Origin of the sequence: Larkinella fluvii (genome assembly GCF_051857545.1) — a bacterium.
Classification (GTDB): Bacteria; Bacteroidota; Bacteroidia; order Cytophagales; family Spirosomataceae; genus Larkinella.
The window spans coordinates 586,452-605,850 of sequence record NZ_JBPZHB010000004.1; the positions used below are offsets into that span (position 1 = coordinate 586,452).

At 52.9% G+C, this 19,399-nt stretch carries 13 protein-coding genes; 2 read left to right on the forward strand and 11 right to left on the reverse strand.

The window, feature by feature from the left end; genetic code table 11:
- Position 1 precedes the first annotated feature (1 nt).
- The 9 genes from ACS5NO_RS12970 to rpe all read right to left on the reverse strand — a co-directional run bounded on the left by ACS5NO_RS12970 (position 2) and on the right by rpe (position 13,519).
- Positions 2 to 1,792, reverse strand: a complete 1,791-nt coding sequence (locus ACS5NO_RS12970) for a hypothetical protein (RefSeq protein ID WP_439415542.1) — start codon at positions 1,790 to 1,792, stop codon at positions 2 to 4.
- Positions 1,680 to 3,380 carry a hypothetical protein gene (locus ACS5NO_RS12975; RefSeq protein WP_439415543.1) on the reverse strand — a complete coding sequence of 567 codons (1,701 nt, stop codon included), beginning with the start codon at positions 3,378 to 3,380 and terminating at the stop codon, positions 1,680 to 1,682. Before ACS5NO_RS12975 ends, ACS5NO_RS12970 begins: the two co-directional genes overlap by 113 nt.
- Before the next feature lie 69 nt (positions 3,381 to 3,449).
- Positions 3,450 to 4,361: a transketolase family protein gene (locus ACS5NO_RS12980; protein ID WP_439415544.1), complete on the reverse strand. Its 912-nt coding sequence runs from the start codon at positions 4,359 to 4,361 to the stop codon at positions 3,450 to 3,452.
- Positions 4,362 to 4,469: 108 nt separating this feature from the next.
- A complete protein-coding gene (locus ACS5NO_RS12985; protein ID WP_439415545.1) occupies positions 4,470 to 6,467 on the reverse strand; it encodes an NAD-dependent epimerase/dehydratase family protein in 1,998 nt (665 codons plus the stop codon).
- 85 nt (positions 6,468 to 6,552) lie between these two features.
- Positions 6,553 to 7,368 carry a transketolase gene (locus ACS5NO_RS12990; RefSeq protein WP_150874900.1) on the reverse strand — a complete coding sequence of 272 codons (816 nt, stop codon included), beginning with the start codon at positions 7,366 to 7,368 and terminating at the stop codon, positions 6,553 to 6,555.
- Entirely contained in the window at positions 7,369 to 9,102 is a 1,734-nt protein-coding gene (locus tag ACS5NO_RS12995; protein WP_439415546.1) for a glycosyltransferase family 39 protein, read from the reverse strand.
- Between the two features lie 110 nt (positions 9,103 to 9,212).
- A complete protein-coding gene (locus tag ACS5NO_RS13000; RefSeq protein WP_439415547.1) occupies positions 9,213 to 11,249 on the reverse strand; it encodes an OmpA family protein in 2,037 nt (678 codons plus the stop codon).
- Positions 11,250 to 11,370: 121 nt separating this feature from the next.
- The gene (locus ACS5NO_RS13005; protein ID WP_439415548.1) at positions 11,371 to 12,702 is read right to left on the reverse strand and encodes an alpha-amylase family glycosyl hydrolase; all 1,332 of its coding nucleotides are present in this window, start codon (positions 12,700 to 12,702) and stop codon (positions 11,371 to 11,373) included.
- A 124-nt stretch (positions 12,703 to 12,826) separates the two neighbouring features.
- Positions 12,827 to 13,519 carry a ribulose-phosphate 3-epimerase gene (rpe, locus tag ACS5NO_RS13010; RefSeq protein ID WP_439415549.1) on the reverse strand — a complete coding sequence of 231 codons (693 nt, stop codon included), beginning with the start codon at positions 13,517 to 13,519 and terminating at the stop codon, positions 12,827 to 12,829.
- Positions 13,520 to 13,697: 178 nt separating this feature from the next.
- Between rpe and ligA the strand changes: the two genes are divergently transcribed.
- Together ligA and dapA are read left to right on the forward strand one after the other, a co-directional pair.
- Complete coding sequence (gene ligA / locus ACS5NO_RS13015; protein ID WP_439415550.1) at positions 13,698 to 15,743, forward strand: NAD-dependent DNA ligase LigA; 2,046 nt, start codon at positions 13,698 to 13,700, stop codon at positions 15,741 to 15,743.
- 88 nt (positions 15,744 to 15,831) lie between these two features.
- Positions 15,832 to 16,728 (forward strand): 4-hydroxy-tetrahydrodipicolinate synthase, encoded by an 897-nt coding sequence (dapA, locus tag ACS5NO_RS13020; protein ID WP_114409986.1) that lies wholly within the window; start codon positions 15,832 to 15,834, stop codon positions 16,726 to 16,728.
- 67 nt (positions 16,729 to 16,795) lie between these two features.
- On the opposite strand, the gene ACS5NO_RS13025 is transcribed toward dapA, so the two are convergent.
- Positions 16,796 to 16,981 carry a hypothetical protein gene (locus ACS5NO_RS13025; protein WP_439415551.1) on the reverse strand — a complete coding sequence of 62 codons (186 nt, stop codon included), beginning with the start codon at positions 16,979 to 16,981 and terminating at the stop codon, positions 16,796 to 16,798.
- A gap of 66 nt (positions 16,982 to 17,047) precedes the next feature.
- Positions 17,048 to 19,243 carry a carbohydrate binding family 9 domain-containing protein gene (locus ACS5NO_RS13030; protein WP_439415552.1) on the reverse strand — a complete coding sequence of 732 codons (2,196 nt, stop codon included), beginning with the start codon at positions 19,241 to 19,243 and terminating at the stop codon, positions 17,048 to 17,050.
- Positions 19,244 to 19,399: the final 156 nt, after the last annotated feature.

Consider the following 19,399-nt stretch of genomic DNA (forward strand, 5'->3'; position numbering starts at 1 on the left):
GTTAATACGTAGTGGTGTGACGAAATAATACCGGGCTCATTTCCAGCCGCAGCGAGTCGTTGTGGTTGGTCAGCAGGGCCATTCGGTACGTACCCGGTCTGGTAGCTTCTTTCGGAACCTGCGCCAGAAACGCCGGGCTAAAATAGCCGGTTTTGCCGGATTTCAGGTCCGACTCCGGTAACGAATAGGGGCGAAGAGGCCGGGCCGGATAGACGTAACTGCTGTCAGCCCCCAGCAGCACGATATAAGAACCATTTTCGGGTCGTTCCAGGGTGGGGTTCGCGACATTCTTTTTGAAAACGTTCAGGAAAAAATGCGCTTCGTTGATGCGATCGAAAACCGCCGTGGTATCCTTTGGAGCGGTTTGTACGGCAGTAAGGTAAGAATCAGAAAATGTATGGGGGTGATATACCGACTCAAACGCCCGTTGCTCAAGAACCGGGGTTTGCAGCCGCCAGGTCAGGTACGATGCCACGGTTTTCCGGCGCTGGTTGATGATGCCTTCCAGACATTGATAATCCGCATACAGGCTGATCGGCACGGTCACCACCAGCGCAACGGCCCAGACAAACCGCAGCCAGTCCTGCTTCTGATACATCCAGAGGGCATACAGGTAACAGAGGCTGATGAACAGCCCCGAATAGATTTTGTAGCGGCTCTGGAGCATATACCCCGCTCCGCCGAAACCCACGCGGGCGTACACTGTCATGGCATCCGTCGCCAGCAGAAACAGCAAACTGCCGCCAAAAAAAGCGGGCCAGAACCAGGGCATCGCCGGGATTGAACGGCGGTTGGTCAGAAAAAACGTCAGCAAAAGCCGGATCAGTTGCCAGCCTGCAAACCCGATAAACAGAACGCCCACCAGAATGGTCAGCCAGATCGGGTTGTCATAGCCAATGGCGACGGGTTTGGGATACGGATAGGTGTCGACAAACCCACCGACGAACACAAAAAAAGCTTTGATCCACTGCCCGAAACCGTAGAGATAGGGCGAAGGGAAAAAGGTGATGCGGTTGTAGCTGTAAAAGTAGATGACCACACACGCCAAACCGACCACCAGCCAGAGCGCCCCCCGGCGGAAGTGCCGCTGCCCGAACAGCAGCATCGCACCGATCAGAAAAATAAGAAAACCGTTTCCGCTGGTAAAGCTGGCAAGCGTGGCGACGCACAAAGCCGCACCAAAGGCCCGGCGCGATGGATAGGCGAGTAGATAAAAGGCACTCAGCGCGAAAACCAGGATGTAAAAATTCTGGATGGAAGCCATCGCCCAGATCAGGTTCTCGTGCGATTGCAGCGTGAACAGCAGGAACGGAACCGGCAAAAAGTAATACAGCGGCAGGCGGGTTTTCCGGAAAACCGCGTACAACACCCCCAGCAAAACCACCAGACCGCTGAACCCGACCAGCGTGAGGTTATAGTAGTTGAGTTGACCAGTGAGTTTGAAATACAGAAAGAAAATGCTGCGGGTCCATACAATCCGGTGTTCCCAGTGCTGGTCGAACAGCCGACTGAGTTTGCGGAGGGTTCCTGTGTCGCTTTTCAGGGAAATCAAATGCGTCTGAACCAGGTAATCATCCCAGTACGGAAGGTCGATGGCGTATTTTAAAACCGTTGCGCCAACCAGAAAAACCGGCGTCAGCAGTAAAAATAGCGTGATCGATTTGCGGAATACCTGCATACTACCAGTTTTTCTTAAAGGATTCCAGCGGTTTTCCAGTCGAAACAACCTGGCGTCCGGTGCTATAAAACCGCCACTCCGAATCGGGGCCGACGGCCAGAATCTGGAGGTCATACGTACCCGCTTCCAGTTCGGCTTCGAGAAATTGCGCCGTAAAACCGGAGCCGAACGTGGCCGCCGGTTTAATCCATCGCTTGCGACTGCCGGAAAGATTCTGACGGGTTGGAAAAAGATAAATTCGGCGGGGCGACCGCACAATCAGGTACGCGCCTTGGTCGCGAATTCCCAGCGCCGGAAAGGAGTCAACTCGAATCACAAACTCGTTGCCGGATTTGAAAAGCGTATCCAGTCGGATCACGGCAGCCGGTTTGGACTCCTGATAGAGAGCCGACAACTGCGCATCGTAAAAAGCCGGAGCGTTATCGACCCATTCGCGGGTTTGGGCATCGATAGTTGAAACCGGCCGATTTTGGGTATACGTCCAGTTGAATTGCATGGTGGCCAGGTAGTTGCGCAAATTGACGGTTTCGTCTAAATAGGTCGTATAAGAAAAAAAAGCGATCAGCAGACTGAAACCGGAAGCTACACCCGCCGTCAGAAACCGGCGTGAAGGGCGGGCGTTGGCGATCCAGAACGAAAACAGAAACGCCAGTAGCGTTAAGGAGTAAATTTTGTAACGACTGGTCGTGAGCGTGCCCAGGCCAAATCCCACACGGTTGAATGCCACGATGAGGCCCGTTCCGACCAGAAAGGCCATACCACCCAAAAAAAACAACTGCCACGGGCTCAGTTTAACCCCGCGAAAGCGTTGCCAAAGCATGGAAAAGCCCATCCACACGGCCAGTCCGACCACCGCAACGCCCAGAATCAGGCAGGTAAGCATGAAATTCTGAATCGGGAAAGCCTCGGCGGAAGCCCCATTGAAGAGAAACCAGCCGTGAATTTGATCCAGCAACGTGCCCTGATCGGCGGGATTGCCGGGCGGTTTTTGGTAGCTCAGAAAATAGAGCCGGAAGGTGACGGCCAGTGCGGCCAGCCAGCGCAGAACGCCCACGTAATCCTGACGCAGAAAAATCATCACCAGACCCACGGGCCAGATCAACAGGCCATTGCCGCTGGTGATCGTGGCCGCAACGGCCAGCAGAATGGCCACCCAGCTCACCCGGTTTTTAAACGCCAGATCGGAGAAGGCGGCAATGGCGAGCACAACCACCGTGAAATTTTGCAGGGCCGCCATGCCCCAGAACATATTTTCCCAGTGGGACAGGTTGAAAAGCAGCAGCGAAACCGGCAGGGCCATCCAGACAGGCGCATCGGCCTTTCGCAAGGCCTTGACAAACACCATCAGTAGTACAACCAGACTGAGGCTTCCCACCACCATGAGGTGGATGTAGTTCAGCTTACCGGTGAGGTTAAAGTCCAGCCAGGTGATCAGCCGGTCGTAGACGATGCGGTGCTCGTTGTGTTGCCGGAAAAATTCGTATACCGTGTTGCGCACCGTGTCGGCTTGCTTCAGATTGAAGAGAAAGGTCTTCAAAATGTGGTCTTCAAACTTCGGAACATTGATGGCATACCGGCTGAATACCCAAAAATAGACCAGGATTGGGATCAGCAATACCAGCCCGCCCATTAAGACGGATCGTTGAGAAACCGCTTTTGGTCGGATTTCCTGAACCGCTCCCGTTTGTGTTTTCGATTCCATACGGTCAACTCAACAAATCCTCTCTGATTCCCTCTGATGTTCTCTGATCAACCCTGTGTAACGATCGTATCACAAAAAAGCCGCCAGTTTTTCCTGAATAGACGTCGTATCCAGGCCGGATTGCTGCTGGTGATAGCTCTGATCGCCATACAAACCGTCGGGATAACCCTGCGCCGACAAACTGACAAACTGCCGGAACGAAAGGCCGTTTTCGAGCAGCTTGACCGACAACTGCTGGGCCAGACCGCCGATGCTGACGTGTTCTTCCACAATCAGCAGATTTTTCGCATCCGCCCATTGCTGGCCCAAGCCCGTCGGCAAGTCCAGTGGCAGATTCAGGGCGGTATAGACGTCGAACTGGTTGCCCAGAGCATCGGACGTTTGCAGGGCTTTCAGCACATTGGCGGCAACCGGCCCCAGGGCCACAACGGTTCCTTTCGGATTTTCGCTGCTCACCACTTTCTTGAACGATCCGGTGGTTTCGCTGCCTTCGGGGGTTTTCGCTCCGGCGCCGAGCCGCAAATAGGCCGGGCGACCTTCGGAGACGATGCTATCAACAATCGAATCGATCTCGTCGGCAAAGGCCGGAATCCAGGTTTTTACGTTCTGCAAACCGCTCAGACAGGCCAGATCTTCGATGGCGTGGTGCGTGGAGCCCATGATGCCATAGCCGTAGCCCCCGCCGTTGCCAACCAGAAATACCGGCAAATTGTGCAGGCAGGCATCGTTGCGGAACTGTTCGAGACAACGATACACCGCAAACGGCGCGATGCTGTAACAGAACACTTTATACCCTTTGTAAGCCATTCCGGCGGCCACGCCGACCATGTTCTGTTCGGCCACCCCCGCATTGATGAAGCGCGGCCCCATGATGGCGGCCACGTTTTCAAGCGCGTTATATCCCAGGTCGCCCGTGATGAAGATGATTTTCTCATCAGCCGCAGCAATCCGTTCCATCGCAGCAGAAAATTCTTTACGCATAGACTTGATTAGTTTATGGTTTACGGTTTTCAGTTTACGGTTTACGGTGGGCTGACGCATACTTAAAGCGTCAGCCCACCGTAAACCGTAAACTGAAAACCGTAAACCTTATTTTGTCTTTCTCGCTTCTACCAGCGCCCGGATTTCGGATGCGGTTTTATAGAGGTGCTCGCCTTTCCGAACCTTGGTGCGGATGAATTTGGGTCGCTTTTTCGTTTCTTCAAAAATCTTGCTGATGTATTCCCCGACAAACGACACCCCCAGCAAATTGATGCCACCGAACAGCATAACCAGCACAATGATGGTCGAGATACCGGCGGGGGTATTGGGGAAGAACACAAATTTAGCCAAAATCTGCCAGAGAATGCCCAGCAGCGACAGCCCGGTTAGCAGGAATCCGGCGTAGGACATCAGTTCGAGCGGGGCAAAACTGAAGGAGAAAATGGCTTTTTTGGCCCACCAGATGTTTTTCGTCCAGTTATTGGTCGACACGCCGAACATCCGCTCCGGCCGCACGTAACCGACGCCGGTTTGCTTGAATCCCACCCAGGCCCGCAGACCACGCAGAAACTGCTCGGTTTCGGGCAGGGCCACGAGTTCACGCACCACTTTCTGATCGATCATCGAGAAATCTCCCGCATCGACCGGAATGTTGATGTACGACATTTTCTTGAACAGCCGGTAGAATGTGCGGTAAAAGAAATGAACGTGGGGTGGCATTTCGCGCTGCACCCGGACGCCGTACGTGACGTCAAAACCCTGCTGCCATTTTTCGTAGAAGCTGGGAATGATTTCGGGCGGGTCCTGCAAATCACCGTCCATCAGCACCACGGCGTCGCCCGACGAAATTTCCATGCCGCTTAGAAAAGCCGACTGCGAACCGAAGTTGCGCGAATGGGTAATGCCGATCACGTTGGGATCTTTCGCACAAATTCCGTCGATGACTTCTTCCTGGTTGTCCGGTGAATTGTCGTTCACGAAAATGATTTCGTACCGCACCTTCATCTCGTTGAACGTCTTGACCAGCCGATCATACATATACGGAATGGCCTGTGCGTCTTTGTAGCAGGCAATGATGGCCGTGATGACAGGGTTGAGCGTCGGGTTAGCAAACGCAGGCAATACGCGTTCGGCATAGTCGTGCTGGATTTGCCAGTCGGCGGTTTTCCGGAGTCCGACGCCCAGGGGCGTCCGGGCTTTCCAGCCCAGGTCGGCGTTGGCGGCTTCGGGGTCACCATACCAGTCGCTGAGGTCCCACTGCCGGTTTCCCATGCTGCCCCAGACGGGATTGATGGTCAACCCAAAGGTGTTGCGGGTTTCGTCGACCAGCTCGCGCATGGTTGTTTTCTGACCCGTTGCAATGTTATACGACCGTCCGCTGATGGTTTTGTCGACTTTCAGGGCGGCCTGAACAAAGGCTTCTACGCAATCGTCGATGTAGACAAAATCGCGGCTGATGTCGGGCGAAACCAGCGGAGGCAGGGTGTCTTTCCGGGCTTCTTCCACCAGGCGGGGAATCAGCCGGTCGGGTTCTTCCCAGCCGCCATAAATCGAATACAACCGCAGGTTCAGGGTTTTGAGGCCGTGGACGCGGGCGTAAAATTCCAGCATGTAAGCCGCCGAAACTTTCGAAACGGCGTAGTGGCTGTTGGGTTCGACGCGGTCGGTTTCTTTCGGGGCGGTGCAGTTAAAACCGTATTCCGAGCTGCTGCCGGCGTGGATGTACACCGTGTCGGGCGTGCAGTTCTCGAGAATGTTGACCGTACCGTTGACGTTGGTTTCGTAGGTCAGGTTGACGTTTTTCTGTTTGCTGTAGGCCCCGTATGCCGCCAGGTTGAAGATGGTGCGGGGTTTGTAGCGGTCAAAAATTTCCTGAACCGATTTATGGGAAAGTATATCGCAGTGAATGACGTTTTCCGTCGGAACGTTCAGCAACTTCAGCCGCCAGGCTTTGGTTGCATCGTGCGTCAGGGCGTAGCAATCCTTGCGGAGCTGAAAAATCTGATCGAATAAATTGGCACCGATAAAGCCGCTGGCTCCGAAGACGAAAATGGGTCCTTTTAGTTGAAGGATGCTGTCCTGGTACGGAAGGATTTGTTTAGACATTCGTGGTTAACTTGTAAATGTATTTACCTTTTTTAGAAACACCCGTCAGGTTTCCAAAACCTGACGGGTGTTTCTAAAAAAGGCTTCAAGCGGTAAAATACCGGTCGTTTATATCGTTGCAGGCCTGGTCGTAGAGGTCGGCAGTCATCGGCAAATAATGCCATTCAAGCCGGTTTTCCATATACGAAACGCCTTTGCCTTTCACCGTGTGGGCAATAATGACTTTGGGTTTGCCATTGGTTTGCAGCCGCAGCGTGTCGAGGATCACGAGCAGGGCTTCCACATCATGACCATCAGCTTCGACCACGTCAAACCCGATGGCTTTCCATTTCGCCACGTCGGCCGTGTCGCCAAACACCTCGGCGGTGGGGCCAAAGCCCTGCAAACCGTTTTTGTCGATCAGCACTGTCAGGTTATCCAGTCCCTGTTGCAGGGCGTAGTGGGCGGCTTCCCAGGTGGTGCCTTCATTGGTTTCCCCGTCCGACATCAGCACATACACGGCGTTGGTGTTGCCCTGCAATTTGTTCGCGTGCGCAATACCCGACGCAATGGGAAAACCGTGGCCGAGTGAGCCGGTGGCAAACGGAATGCCTTTGTGTTTGTTGGGCGCGGGGTGAGCGGGCAGGGTGGTGCCGTTTTTGTAGAACGATTGCAATTGTTCGTCCGAGATTTCGCCCAGATGATTGAGGCAGACGTATAAGGCCGCTGCGGCATGACCTTTCGACAGAATGAACGTATCTTCTTCCTGTTTACGCAGAATCAGCGAGGCAATCATCATATCGAGGCAGCTCAGCGAGCAGCCAATGTGGCCGGCATGGGCCTTATTATACAATTCGAGGACCTTCAGCCGCAGTTGGCCGCTGAGGGTCGTAATATCGGTTGTGAGTGCTGGTGAAGTCATTTAATACCTGTATTTCGTTCCTTCGAGGTCAAAGATAGTGATTTTCTGGCCCGTCTTGCCTTTGACCAGTACAATCTTATCCCGTTCCATAGGGTCGATGCGCTGGTAATAGGTGGCGTCTTTCGGCAAATAGATGTTGACCAACTGGGCATCGATAATGGCATAGGGTCGACCGCTTTTGTCGATATCGGAGTATTCCCGGCGTTTCAGCGACGGATACAAAACCGTATCGCCAGGGGCATAGAGTGCTTCAATTTTCTTCGCGGATTCCCGAAACGGATTGGTGGTGCGGGGAACGGAAAATGACGTATACTTGGCTGCCGTATCGTTATAGATGCGTTGCAGCAGTTGAATGACCAAACCGCCCTGTATGATCAAAACCGCCGTCAGGGGTAAACTAAGCCATAATTTTTGCATTGAAAGTTTCCGAATCAGGATGGCAACCAGGATGATCACGTACGGAAATGAAAAGCCCGAATACCGCTGGGTCAGCCCGTAGGTATGCCCGGAGCGGAACGCCATCAGGATCAGAAACAGGGTGGGAACCACGGAAAGCAGTACCAGAAAAACGATCAACGGGCGGTCGTTCGGCCTGAAATCTTCCAGCAAAGCCACAATCATCAGGTAAAAAAGAGGGAGCGTCGCGGACAAAACCAGGTGCTGCAACGGATAAATGCTGTAGAACGTCAGCCCGGCCAGCAGCAGAGCGGGCAGCACGAATTTGACCCATTGGGGGGGCTGGCGCTGGTTCCGATACCGGTAAATAAGAAATACCGAAAGCAAGCCGATGAGCAGTGCAACCCCCACATTCCGGTAACCGGCCGTTGCAGTCGCCAGACCGTTGGTAAACAGCACCAGATCGCTCCAGATGGGCAACGATCGCCAGAAAACGTTGGGAATCGTGGCTGGCAGAATCAGGCCAAATCCGCTATTTACAGGGTTTGTCAGCGCCAGGTTACGATAGAATACGGCCTGATGGTTTAGGGTGAAAAACGTGGATTGCCCCCCGCCGAAAATCATCCACAATGATACGAAACCCAGGGCTACGGCGAAGGATGCGCCCAGTTTATACCACATCGGCCATTTGCGGACGTAGAGCAGGGTGTACAGACCGTGACACAGAAAAACCGTAACCGTCAGGTAATGAGACAGAATTGAAATAGCAATGAGCGCGCAATAGCCTGCATAGAGTTTTGTCGGAGCTTTCTTTTTCTGCTCTTTTTCCATGATGATCAGAAAAACGTGCGTCGACAGCAGCGTCAGAAAGAACGTCATCGAATAGTTGCGGGCAATGTGGCTGTGGGCGATGAATAACGGCTCAATGGCAGCAATGAACGCGCTGATCAACGCCAGCCGGGTCGCCGATTCCGGTTCCAGCCGGAAATGACGCTTGGCAAAGAAATATACGAGTAAAACCGTTAGTGTGCTGAAGATGATCGAAGGAAACCGGATGGATAAATCGCTGAGGCCGAAAATCTCCTCCCAAATCCACAAAACCGCGTAATAAGCGGGGCTGTGGCCAATGTCACTCCGTTGAACGGCTTCACTGAAGTCGGCGAAGGTTTTGGGTTTCCAGAACTCTTTGGGCGTAAAATAAGGCGAATCTTTCTTGTCGAATACATCGTGTTGATTGGCCCCTTCCATCGCAATGCACTGGCTAATGAGGAGCGTCGCCTTTTCGTCAAACCAGATACCGTAGGTGTCGGATCGGTAAATCCGGAGGATAAAAGCCAACAGAATAATTCCGGACAGAATAAAAACAGACGTTCGACGAGGGGGCGATAGAGACATTAATCCAATACTATAACTTTTCTGCGGGTAAAATTAAACTGATTTGTGGGACTTTACATTTTCAGGATCGTAAATTCTACTCTTCGGTTCAATCGACGCTTCTCTTCGGTCTCGTTACTGGCGATCGGTTTGCTCGGTCCCCAGGCTTTGGTCTGGATGCGGAGGTCGGGGATGCCCTGCGCCAGCAGGTACTCTTTGACGACCCGGACCCGGTCCTGCGACAGTTTCATGTTGAGGTCCCAAATTCCCTGGTTATCAGTGTGTCCATCGACCTGAATTTCCATCGTAGGGTATTCTTTCAGCATCTGCACGACGCGGTCTAGTTCGGCCGTGGAGCCGGTTAAAAGAATGGCTTTGCTTTGTTCGAACAGGACGTCGCGCAGGACGACCCGCTGCCCGGCTTTGATCGGCGTTAAAATGAGATTTTTCCGGATTTCCTTGAAGCGTTTGTCTTTGCTGAGGTCGACTAGTTCGGTAGACGGGAAATAGCCTTCGCGTTTGGCCGTCAGGTTATAACTGCTCGACATGGCCAGCAACAACTTGAAATCGCCGGTTTCGGGATCGTAATTAACCCGGCTGTTTTCTTTGTTTTCGGGGGCAATTGTTGAAAAAACCTCCGCAGCGACCGGTTTTTTGGTAACGCCGTCGATGACCTGGCCCGACACGATGGCCACGGGATCGGGTTTGATGGCCGGGTACAGTTTCAGCCGAAAAATATCTTCACCACCCATCGAATTCTGAATCGAACTCAGGTAAGCGTAATCGCCGGTGGCCGGAATGGTGAAATAACCGTCCCATTCCGGGGTGTTGATGACCGGCCCCAGGTTTTCCGGCTCCGACCAGTTGGTCCAGGAATCATCGAGCCGTCGGCTGACAAAAATATCTCCATTGCCGTATTCGGGCCGCCCGGCGGACGTAAAATAGAGCGTTCGGGAGTCGGATGCCACGAAGGGAGCGCCTTCGTATTCGGCGGTATTCAAAACCGGGCCCATGCTGACCGGTTCGCTCCAGGTTTGGTTCGGTTGTAAAAACGAGACGTATAAATCTTTGTTTCCCAGCGAATTCCGGCGCTGAACAGAGAGCACCATCGTTTTGCCATCCGGCACAATCGCGTATTCGGTGTACGCATTTTTGTGCAGGTTGTGGTTGTTGGCAATCACGCACTCGACCGGGAACGACCAGCCGTTCTTGCCCAGCGTCGATTTGGATAAACCGTAAGTTACCGTTCCGTCGGGTTTATAAACGTTGATGAGGTATATGGTTCGGCCATCCGGCGACATACCACTGACGGCGTTATCGGCGGTCGTATTGATCGGTGGGCCTATGTTGATCGCGTTGCCCCACTCGCCATTGGTTTGCAGGGTCGAATACCAGACATCCTGGCTTTTGGGGTCGCCGGTATTCCGTTCGTGTTGCCCCCGGGTGAAATAGAGCGTTTTGCCGTCCGGCGAAATCACCGGAGCCACTTCCTGACCCCGTGAGTTGACCTGCGAACCGATGTTTTCTTTTACCAGATCTTTTGGAGCGTCTTTGGACACGTTGATGGCAATGTCGATGGGCTGCGAATCGGATGAAATTCCGATGGCATCGATCTGATTGGGTCCTTTAATCCGGTTGGGGCTGATGACCAGTTTGATGGTGTTGGCGGTGATAACCGGGTCGGTGGGCGCAATGCGGAGGATGGGCGTTTGGCCACTCTCGGCAATCTGGGCCGAAGGACCCATCTGATAAACCGGGATTTCCCGCCCCGAGCCGTCGATGATCAGAACCTGGCTGATGGCGCCGGGGTTGCCGCTCTGGAAAATGGCGATCTGGTGAATGGGAATGGCTTCGGCAAACCGGACGGTAATCCACTCCTCGTTCGGGCCGTCGGGGTAGAGCGGTGACCAGGCACAAACGTTGTCACCAACCTGCGGAAGCCGGTTTGGTTTTCCCAAGATTTGGTTCGCCCGGTATTGCTGCGAGTAGGCTTCCCCCCGGCCTTCCGACGAAAAACCCACGACGGAACTGGCCCACTGCACGGTTTGACCCGAAACCGCAGGTAAAAGAAGCACCACACATCCCAGCACCAGTAAGACTCCCCGGATCATGCAAGTTAATTTAGGATTGAAGAGTTAAGAATTATGAGTGAAGAATTAAGAGTTAAAATGATGAATGCGCATCCTTAAACCAAGATAGCACTTATAATTCATAACTCTTCACTCATAACTCTTAATTGGTATACACCTTATATTCCCACGGTTTGAGCGCGAACGTCAGGGAGTTGCGCAGTTCGGCGGGCTGGCGGCTGAACACTTCGGTATAAACGCCCTCAAAACCGTCGCCGTTCAGCCGGATGGTTTGAGGAGTCGGGCTGAGGTTGACGATGACAATGACCCGGTCGTTTTCCTGCTGGCGGTAAAAAGCGTACACTTTGTCGTCTTTCTCCGTCGGAATTTTGATCAGCGGACCACCGGCCAGGCCATTCCAGAGCGCCTGGTTGCGGTGTTTCAGGGTCAACAGGGTTTTGTAGAAATCCGTTTTGCTGTAATTGCCCCAGTAAATCGGGTCTTTTTCGTAAAATTTCAGCCGTTTGCTCAGGTTAGACTCCATTCCGTTATACACCAGCGGCATGCCATCGAAGGTAAAAGCCAGCACCGTGAAGGCATCGACGCCATTGCCAAACAGTTCGGTTGGGGTGCCGACCCACGCATTTTCGTCGTGATTCTGCGTAAACTGCATCTGATAATACCCACGCGGAAACCGTTCCTTGTTGTGGGCCAGCAGCGAATCGAGGGCGGAAGCCGGGCGTTTGCCCTTGGCAATCAATTTCATAAGCTGGTAGGTACTCCAGCTATAATTCATGTTAAAACATTCTTTGAAATGCTCGGGCTTGTCTTCCCACTCGGCCAGCATAAAGACGGTTTTGATGCTGTCGAGTTTGGGGCGGACCTCGCTCCAGAAATCATCCGGGACATAGCCGGCGACTTCGCAACGGTAGCCGTCGATGTCGCATTCACGCACCCAAAACTGCATGGCGTCCATCATGGCGCTCCGGAGTTCCGGGTTTTTGTAGTTGAGGTCGAAGACGTCCGGTCGGTCGGTCACTTTGCCCTGTTCATCAATCGGTGGACTCATTTTACCGTTGATTTGGGTATACCACTCGGGGTGCTGTTTCACCCAGGTATGGGCGCGACCGGTGTGATTAGGCACCCAGTCGATGATCACATGCATGCCCAGATCGTGGGCCTGTTTGACGAGGGCCTTGAAATCGGCCAGTGTGCCGTAGTCGGGATTAACGGCTTTGTAGTCTTCCACGGCATACGGATTGCCGGGTAGCGTGCGCTGGTTTTCCTTGCTGATGGGATGAATCGGCATGAACCAGAGAATATCGACGCCCAGTTCCTTCAGCCGGGTAAGCTGGGTTTCAACGGCTTTGAACGTGCCTTCCGGTGAAAATTGCCGGATGTTGATTTCATAAATGGTCGCGTTTTTGGCCCAATCTACGGTTGGAATACGACTTTGAACCACACTGGAGTCGTTGACACTAGTCGGATCGTTCACAGTGGTTGGCGTTTGCTTGCAGGACATAACCGATAAAAACAGCAAACTTCCCAACAGTAAACCACAAAATATTTTCGTATACATGCCTGATTAAAAAGGTCGTGTAAATTGACTAAGCTTCCGTTTATACCGGCCGGGCGGTTTGGCCGAAGTGTTTCAGCGTATGAATCGCTTCAGTGGGGTCGTCGGCCCGAAAAACGGAACTGCCGGCCACCAGCACATCGGCACCAGCCTCTACCAAAGCCGCCACATTATCATTCCCTACTCCACCATCTACCTCAATAAACGCAGTTTGACCCGAAGCGGCCAGCAGCCTGCGCAGCTTCCGGATTTTCTGCAAGGTATGCTGAATAAACGATTGTCCGCCAAATCCCGGATTGACCGACATCAGAAGAATCAGGTCAACCTCTTCAAGAACATCTGCCAGCAACTCCACCGGCGAGTGCGGATTCAGCGCAACGCCCGCCCGGCAGCCGGTTTCCCGGATCTGGGTCAGCGTGCGGTGCAGGTGCGTACAAGCTTCAAGGTGAACGGTAATCGTGCCCGGCCGTTTGGGATGGGCAGCACCCGCTTTGGCAAAGGCATCGATGTAGCGCTCCGGCTGCACAATCATCAGGTGAACGTCTAACGGTTTGGTAGCATGACGGTTAACGGCTTCGCAGACGGGAATGCCAAACGAAATATTCGGGACAAAAACGCCATCCATCACGTCCACGTGAATCCAGTCGGCCTCACTGCGGTTGAGGATTTCAACGTCGCGTTGCAGGTTTGCAAAATCAGCAGCCAGGATAGAAGGGGCAATCAAAGGTGGAATCATGAAGGCGTTTTTAGTGAAAATATGTTTCCGAATTGCAAAAGTTGACACCAAAATTAATTCTTTTGTTTGAACAATTCGAACCGGATGCCCGAGTCCGTACAGGATTTAGTAAGATTGCAGTCTAATTCCATTTTTCTGACGCTGTGAAAACCCGGTGCAATTTTAGTTTAAAAATAGAATGAATCCTCAGGAACGAATCGCTGAACTTACTGATCGGCTTAATCATTATAACTTCCAGTACTACCAAAACAGTATTTCAGAGGTCGATGATTTTACCTTTGACCAATTGTTGGAGGAACTAACGGCCCTGGAACGGCAACACCCCGAATTCGGTCGGCCCGACTCCCCGACGCACCGCGTCGGTGGCACCATCAGCAAGGAATTTGCCACGGTTTTTCACCGGTTTCCGATGCTGTCGCTGGGCAATACCTACTCGGAAGCGGAGTTAACGGAGTTCGATGTCCGGGTGCAGAAAGGGCTCAACGGGGCGGCTTACGAATACATCTGCGAGCTGAAATTCGACGGCGTTGCCCTGAGCCTGGCCTACGAAAACGGGATTCTGGTGCGGGGCGTTACCCGGGGCGACGGCGTCCGGGGTGATGACATTACCGCCAACGTCCGCACCATTCGCACCTTGCCGCTAAAAATAAATGGTTCCAATGTGCCGCCTTTGTTTGAAGTCCGGGGTGAAGGATTTTTGCCACTTGCTGAATTTGAGCGCATTAACCGCGAACGCGAAGACATTGGCGAACCGTTGCTGGCCAATCCGCGCAATGCGGCTTCCGGCACCTTCAAGCAGCAGGATTCCGGTGCCGTTGCCAAACGGCGGCTGGATTGTTATCTCTACTCGTTTTTGTCGGACCCGGAAGTATTTGAAACCCACGAAGAAAGTCTGGTGGTCATGAAGCAATGGGGCTTTAATGTGTCGCCAACCTGGCGGAAATGTGGTTCGATTCAGGAGGTGATGGCGTTCATCAACGAATGGGAAACCCGGCGGTTTGAACTGCCGCTGGCGACGGATGGCATTGTCATCAAAATCAATCGCTATGACCAGCAGCGCGAACTCGGCTTCACGGCCAAGAGTCCGCGCTGGGCCATTGCCTTCAAATACAAGGCGATGGCGGCCACAACAGTGCTCAACAGCGTCTCATACCAGGTTGGGCGGACGGGTGCAGTAACGCCGGTGGCCAATCTGAAACCGGTTTTGCTGGCCGGAACGGTAGTTAAACGCGCGTCGCTGCACAATTCCAACGAAATTCAGCGATTGGGTGTGATGCTGAACGATACGGTTTTTATCGAAAAAGGGGGCGAAATTATTCCCAAAATAACCGGTGTCGACCTCAGTCAGCGAACCGAGGCCAGTTTGCCCATCGTCTATCCGACGGTTTGCCCGGCCTGCGAAACGCCTTTGGTGCGGAAAGAAGGCGAGGCTCACTTTTACTGCCCGAACGAGAAAGCGTGCCCTCCGCAGTTGCAAGCCCGTTTTGAACATTTTATTCAACGGCGGGCCATGAACATCGAAAGCCTAGGCGAAGGCAAGATCGAAATGCTGATCGACCGGGGGCTGGTGCGCAGCCCGGCTGATTTGTACGAACTGACCGTGGAGAAACTGCTGGGTTTGGAGAAGGCATTTTTGGATTTGGAAACCGGTAAAAAGCGGGTCGTCAGTTTGCGGGAAAAATCCGTCGAAAACATTTTGACGGCCATCGAACGCTCGAAAGCCCAACCCTTTTCGAATGTGCTGTTTGCCATCGGCATCCGGTATGTCGGCAACACGACGGCCGAAAAACTCGCGGATTATTTCGGCAACATCGACGCGCTCCGGGCGGCTTCCCACGAGGCCTTGCTGGGCGTTCCGGAAGTGGGCGACCGGATTGCCCAGAGCGTGGTGGCCTGGTTTGCCGACTCCGACAATCAGGTATTCATCGAACGTTTGCGGCTGGCGGGTTTGCAAATGGAAACTGACCGCGTGGCAGTGGAGAAAAAAGGGGAGACGCTGGTCGGCAAAACCTTTTTGTATACCGGTACGTTCGCCAATTTCAGCCGCGAAGAACTCGAAAACGAAATTGAGGCCCACGGTGGAAAGCTGTTGAGCGGGGTTTCCAAGAAGTTGAATTACCTGATTGTGGGCGAAAATCCGGGGCCGTCGAAAGTGGAGAAAGCCACCAAAATGGCGGTTCCGATGATTGGGGAGGACGAGTTTCTGGCGATGTTGAGCAGTTAGGTCAACAGAAATACGGTTTCATACTGAAAAACCGTACCTTTGTCCCAATTTCCGATTTGCATATTCCTTCTAATCCAGTACGAAATACATGAATGCTCGTTTCCACGGCGTTGGGGTCGCCATTGTTACCCCATTTAACGACGACCTGACCATCGATTTCGATGGTTTTGGCCGGGTCGTTCAGCACATTACCGACGGAGGTGTCGATTACATTGTGCTGCAAGGTACCACGGGTGAATCGCCGACGGTGACCAAATCGGAAAAGAAACAGCTACTTCAATATCTCAAGGAAAATAACCCAAAAAAATTACCGATCGTCTACGGCATCGGCGGCAATGCCACGCCGGAAGTTGTCGAAACGATCAAAGATACCGATTTCGAGGGCATCGACGCCATTCTGTCGGTGTGTCCGTATTACAACAAACCGGGCCGACGCGGGGTGATCGAACACTTTACGCGTATCGCCGACGCCAGCCCGGTGCCGGTTATTCTCTACAACATTCCGCCCCGGACCGGCATCAATATGACCGCCGAAACCGTCTGCACCCTGGCCGAACACCCGAACATCATCGGCGTCAAAGAAGCCTCGTGCATCATCGAGCAGTGCATGGAAATTGTCCGCGACAAACCGGAAGACTTCCTGTTGATTTCGGGCGATGACGTGCAGGGCGTTCCTATTATCAGCATCGGTGGCGTTGGCGTGATGTCGGTGGTTGCCAATGCGTTACCGGCGAAATTTACGAACATGATCCATGCCGCCCTGCAAGGTGACTTCGCGTTTGCCCGTACCGAACTCGGCCATTTCCTGCGCATCGATCCGCTGTTGTACGAAGAAGGTAACCCGGTGGGAATTAAGAAAATACTGGAAATTCTTGGTCTGATTTCTTCCACGGTGCGTCTGCCGCTCTACACGGCTTCGGACGATCTGGGCGAACGGATGCGGGAGGTTTTGCAACGTGATAAACTGGTGGAACTGGTGGCCTGAAACCGGTCGGATTGGCTTCACATAAAAAAACGCCCTTGCTGTAGCAAGGGCGTTTTTTTATGTGAAGCTATCGGCCACCGCCGAACACTTTTCTGAATAGCCAGATCGCCACGAATAAGACGAGAACGATGCCTATGCCATAAACCCAAAGACCTGCTTTGAAGATATCGCCAACCAGTTCGCAACTGGTCATGCCAACCAGCAGGAAGAGGGAAATGGCCAGGGTGTATAGAAAATGAGTGAAATTACGCATGGTTTGTGGGGGTTGATGTTCAGGTAATCAACTCCCAACTTTATTTATTTGTTTACAGAAACCAGGCTACACGTTCCACCAGTACGTGAACTTGAGCACGAGTGCCCGGCTTTTTACCGTGAGCGAACCCGGCAAATAATTGTCGGTATAGACCAGAAAAAGGTCGGAAGCGGGTTGGTAGCGCCACTGGAACCGGGCGTTTAGATTCACATTGCGGGCCTGCTCGTTGTACTGTACAAACGTAGTGAAAAATACCCGGTTCGTCATGGTTAGGTCGACGCGCGGACCCACCAGCCAGAATTTGGTTGTGGATTTCGTTTCGGGCAACTGGATGTCGTTGTAGGTGGCGCTCAATGCCAGACTGACATAGGGTTGAAAACGGTACCCTAGTTCGGTGGACAGAAACAAGCGGGTACCGTTGGCAAAATACCCGCCGTAGCGGCCCGAGAAGAGGTAGGTGAACAAACTTTGCGGTTTGGAAATGTAGTCGGCACCAACGGCATTCCAGCGGTGTTCAGTTCCGCGCGCCAGCGTATCACGACCGGTATTGGTGGGGTCGAAGGGCTGCAAAAGCCGGACAAAATCATGTGCCGCCCAAACCGACAGCACACTTTTACTCCGGAAAGTGGTCATGTAGGTAAAAACGGATTGATTGTCGGTTTGCCTGAACGACTCGTTGTAAATGTAAAACGAGGTAAGCTGTGGCCCGTGGCTTAACACTTTCCCCCCTTTCGGAAAAAATAAATAACTGACCGTCGGGTTGGCTTTGATATAACCCCGTCGCGGAACGTACCCGACTTCGGCCGTGTAATCGCTACCTACGTATTCGTGCTGCCAGCCAATAATCCATTTGCGGGTGCTATATAGCAGGTTGGCGGCATGAACGTGGTTACGCTTTCCGCCCGTTTGGGGATCGAACGACTTCATGAACAGGACTTTCCCCGTCCAGGTATTGTTGGAGGAGGCCAGGTTGTATTCCAGCCCGATGTTCCGGTTGTATCTGGAATAAACCGGTTTTCCGGCTTCGGTTGCGCCCGGATCGTAGTTGAGCGATTCCTTGTTAATGAAAATGGCGCCGATGTTGGAACGGGAGAAAATCCGCCGTTGCAGCGCAACGACCGCAAAGTTCTGGGCGGGCAAGCCGGTTTCATCCACTTTTCCGGTCTGCATATCCATCAATCCAATGCGCCAGTCCTTGTTGAGTTTTCCGCTCAGCCGCGCTCCAAACCGGATGGGAACACCCAGACCGATCCGGCGGGAAAAGAACGGGCGGATGTTGGCGTAGCCGAAGTTGGTGAACAGGTCGCCGTTTTCCAGAAAAAACTGCCTTCGTTCCGGAAAAAATAACTCAAACCGGTCGAGGTTCGTCACCTGACGGTCGACGTCGACCTGGGAGAAATCCGGGTTGACGGTCAAATCCAGGTTCAGCGACGAAGTAACGGCCACTTTAGCATCCAGCCCGACATCACGGCGGTAGGAGGTTGGTTTTTGGTTGGCATAGTCACGCGTCAATCCGCCGAGCGCGTAGGGAATCAGCGAAATGTTGGAGCCGGCCTGCGGAGGAGCCTGATCCCAGACGATGGTGCCGGTGTAGGCCAGCGATGCCGTCGGAAACTGCCGGGGAACGGGCGCCCAACTCGACTTTTCGGTGGTTCGTAAATCCTGGCGGCTGAAATTGATACCCCAGCGCGTGATGCCTTTTTTATACCGGATCGTTTTGAACGGAATGGCGGCTTCGAACACGTAGCGGTCATCGTAATTTTTTACTACCGAATACCACTTGTTATCCCAGCTTAGGTTGGCTTTTCCGCCTTCGTATAGCAAACCGTCCCACTGCGCCCCAACGGCATTGGCGCCGAACGTAAAACCGTTGGTCTGGTCGTCGAAGGGATCCATGAAGAAAATGAAATTGTCATTTTTGCCAAACTCCCAGTCGCGTCGGAGCGACTGGACAAAGGGCCGGTTTTGCCGAACCGAAGCATTGGGATCGTAATAGCAAACCGCAATGATGTACAGATTTTGCTGATCATACGTCATTTTGACATCGGTTCGAAGGTGGGCAAAACTGGTGTCCATCGGCAAAACCATGTAAAAGTTGGTCGCCGTATCGGCTTCGAGCCAGCCCGGCTCATCCATCACCCCATCGATTCGGACGGGCGAGGTTGTCTGACGAATGTGGTATTGATAGGCGTCGTTTTTCTTTTGGGCGTAAAGGGAGGTACAAAAAATCAGGCAGGGCAGGAACAACCGGAAAAATCTCACAAATGCTCGCTATTTTAGTGGTTTTCAAAATAAAACAGACAAAGATACGGCAAGTCCCGGCGGGATGATTAAAATCGTATTTGTATTTTTTGTGGATTGATTTCATGCCATTTCTACGCTTCAGATCTACTTTACGGAGACCAATCCGCCTAATCG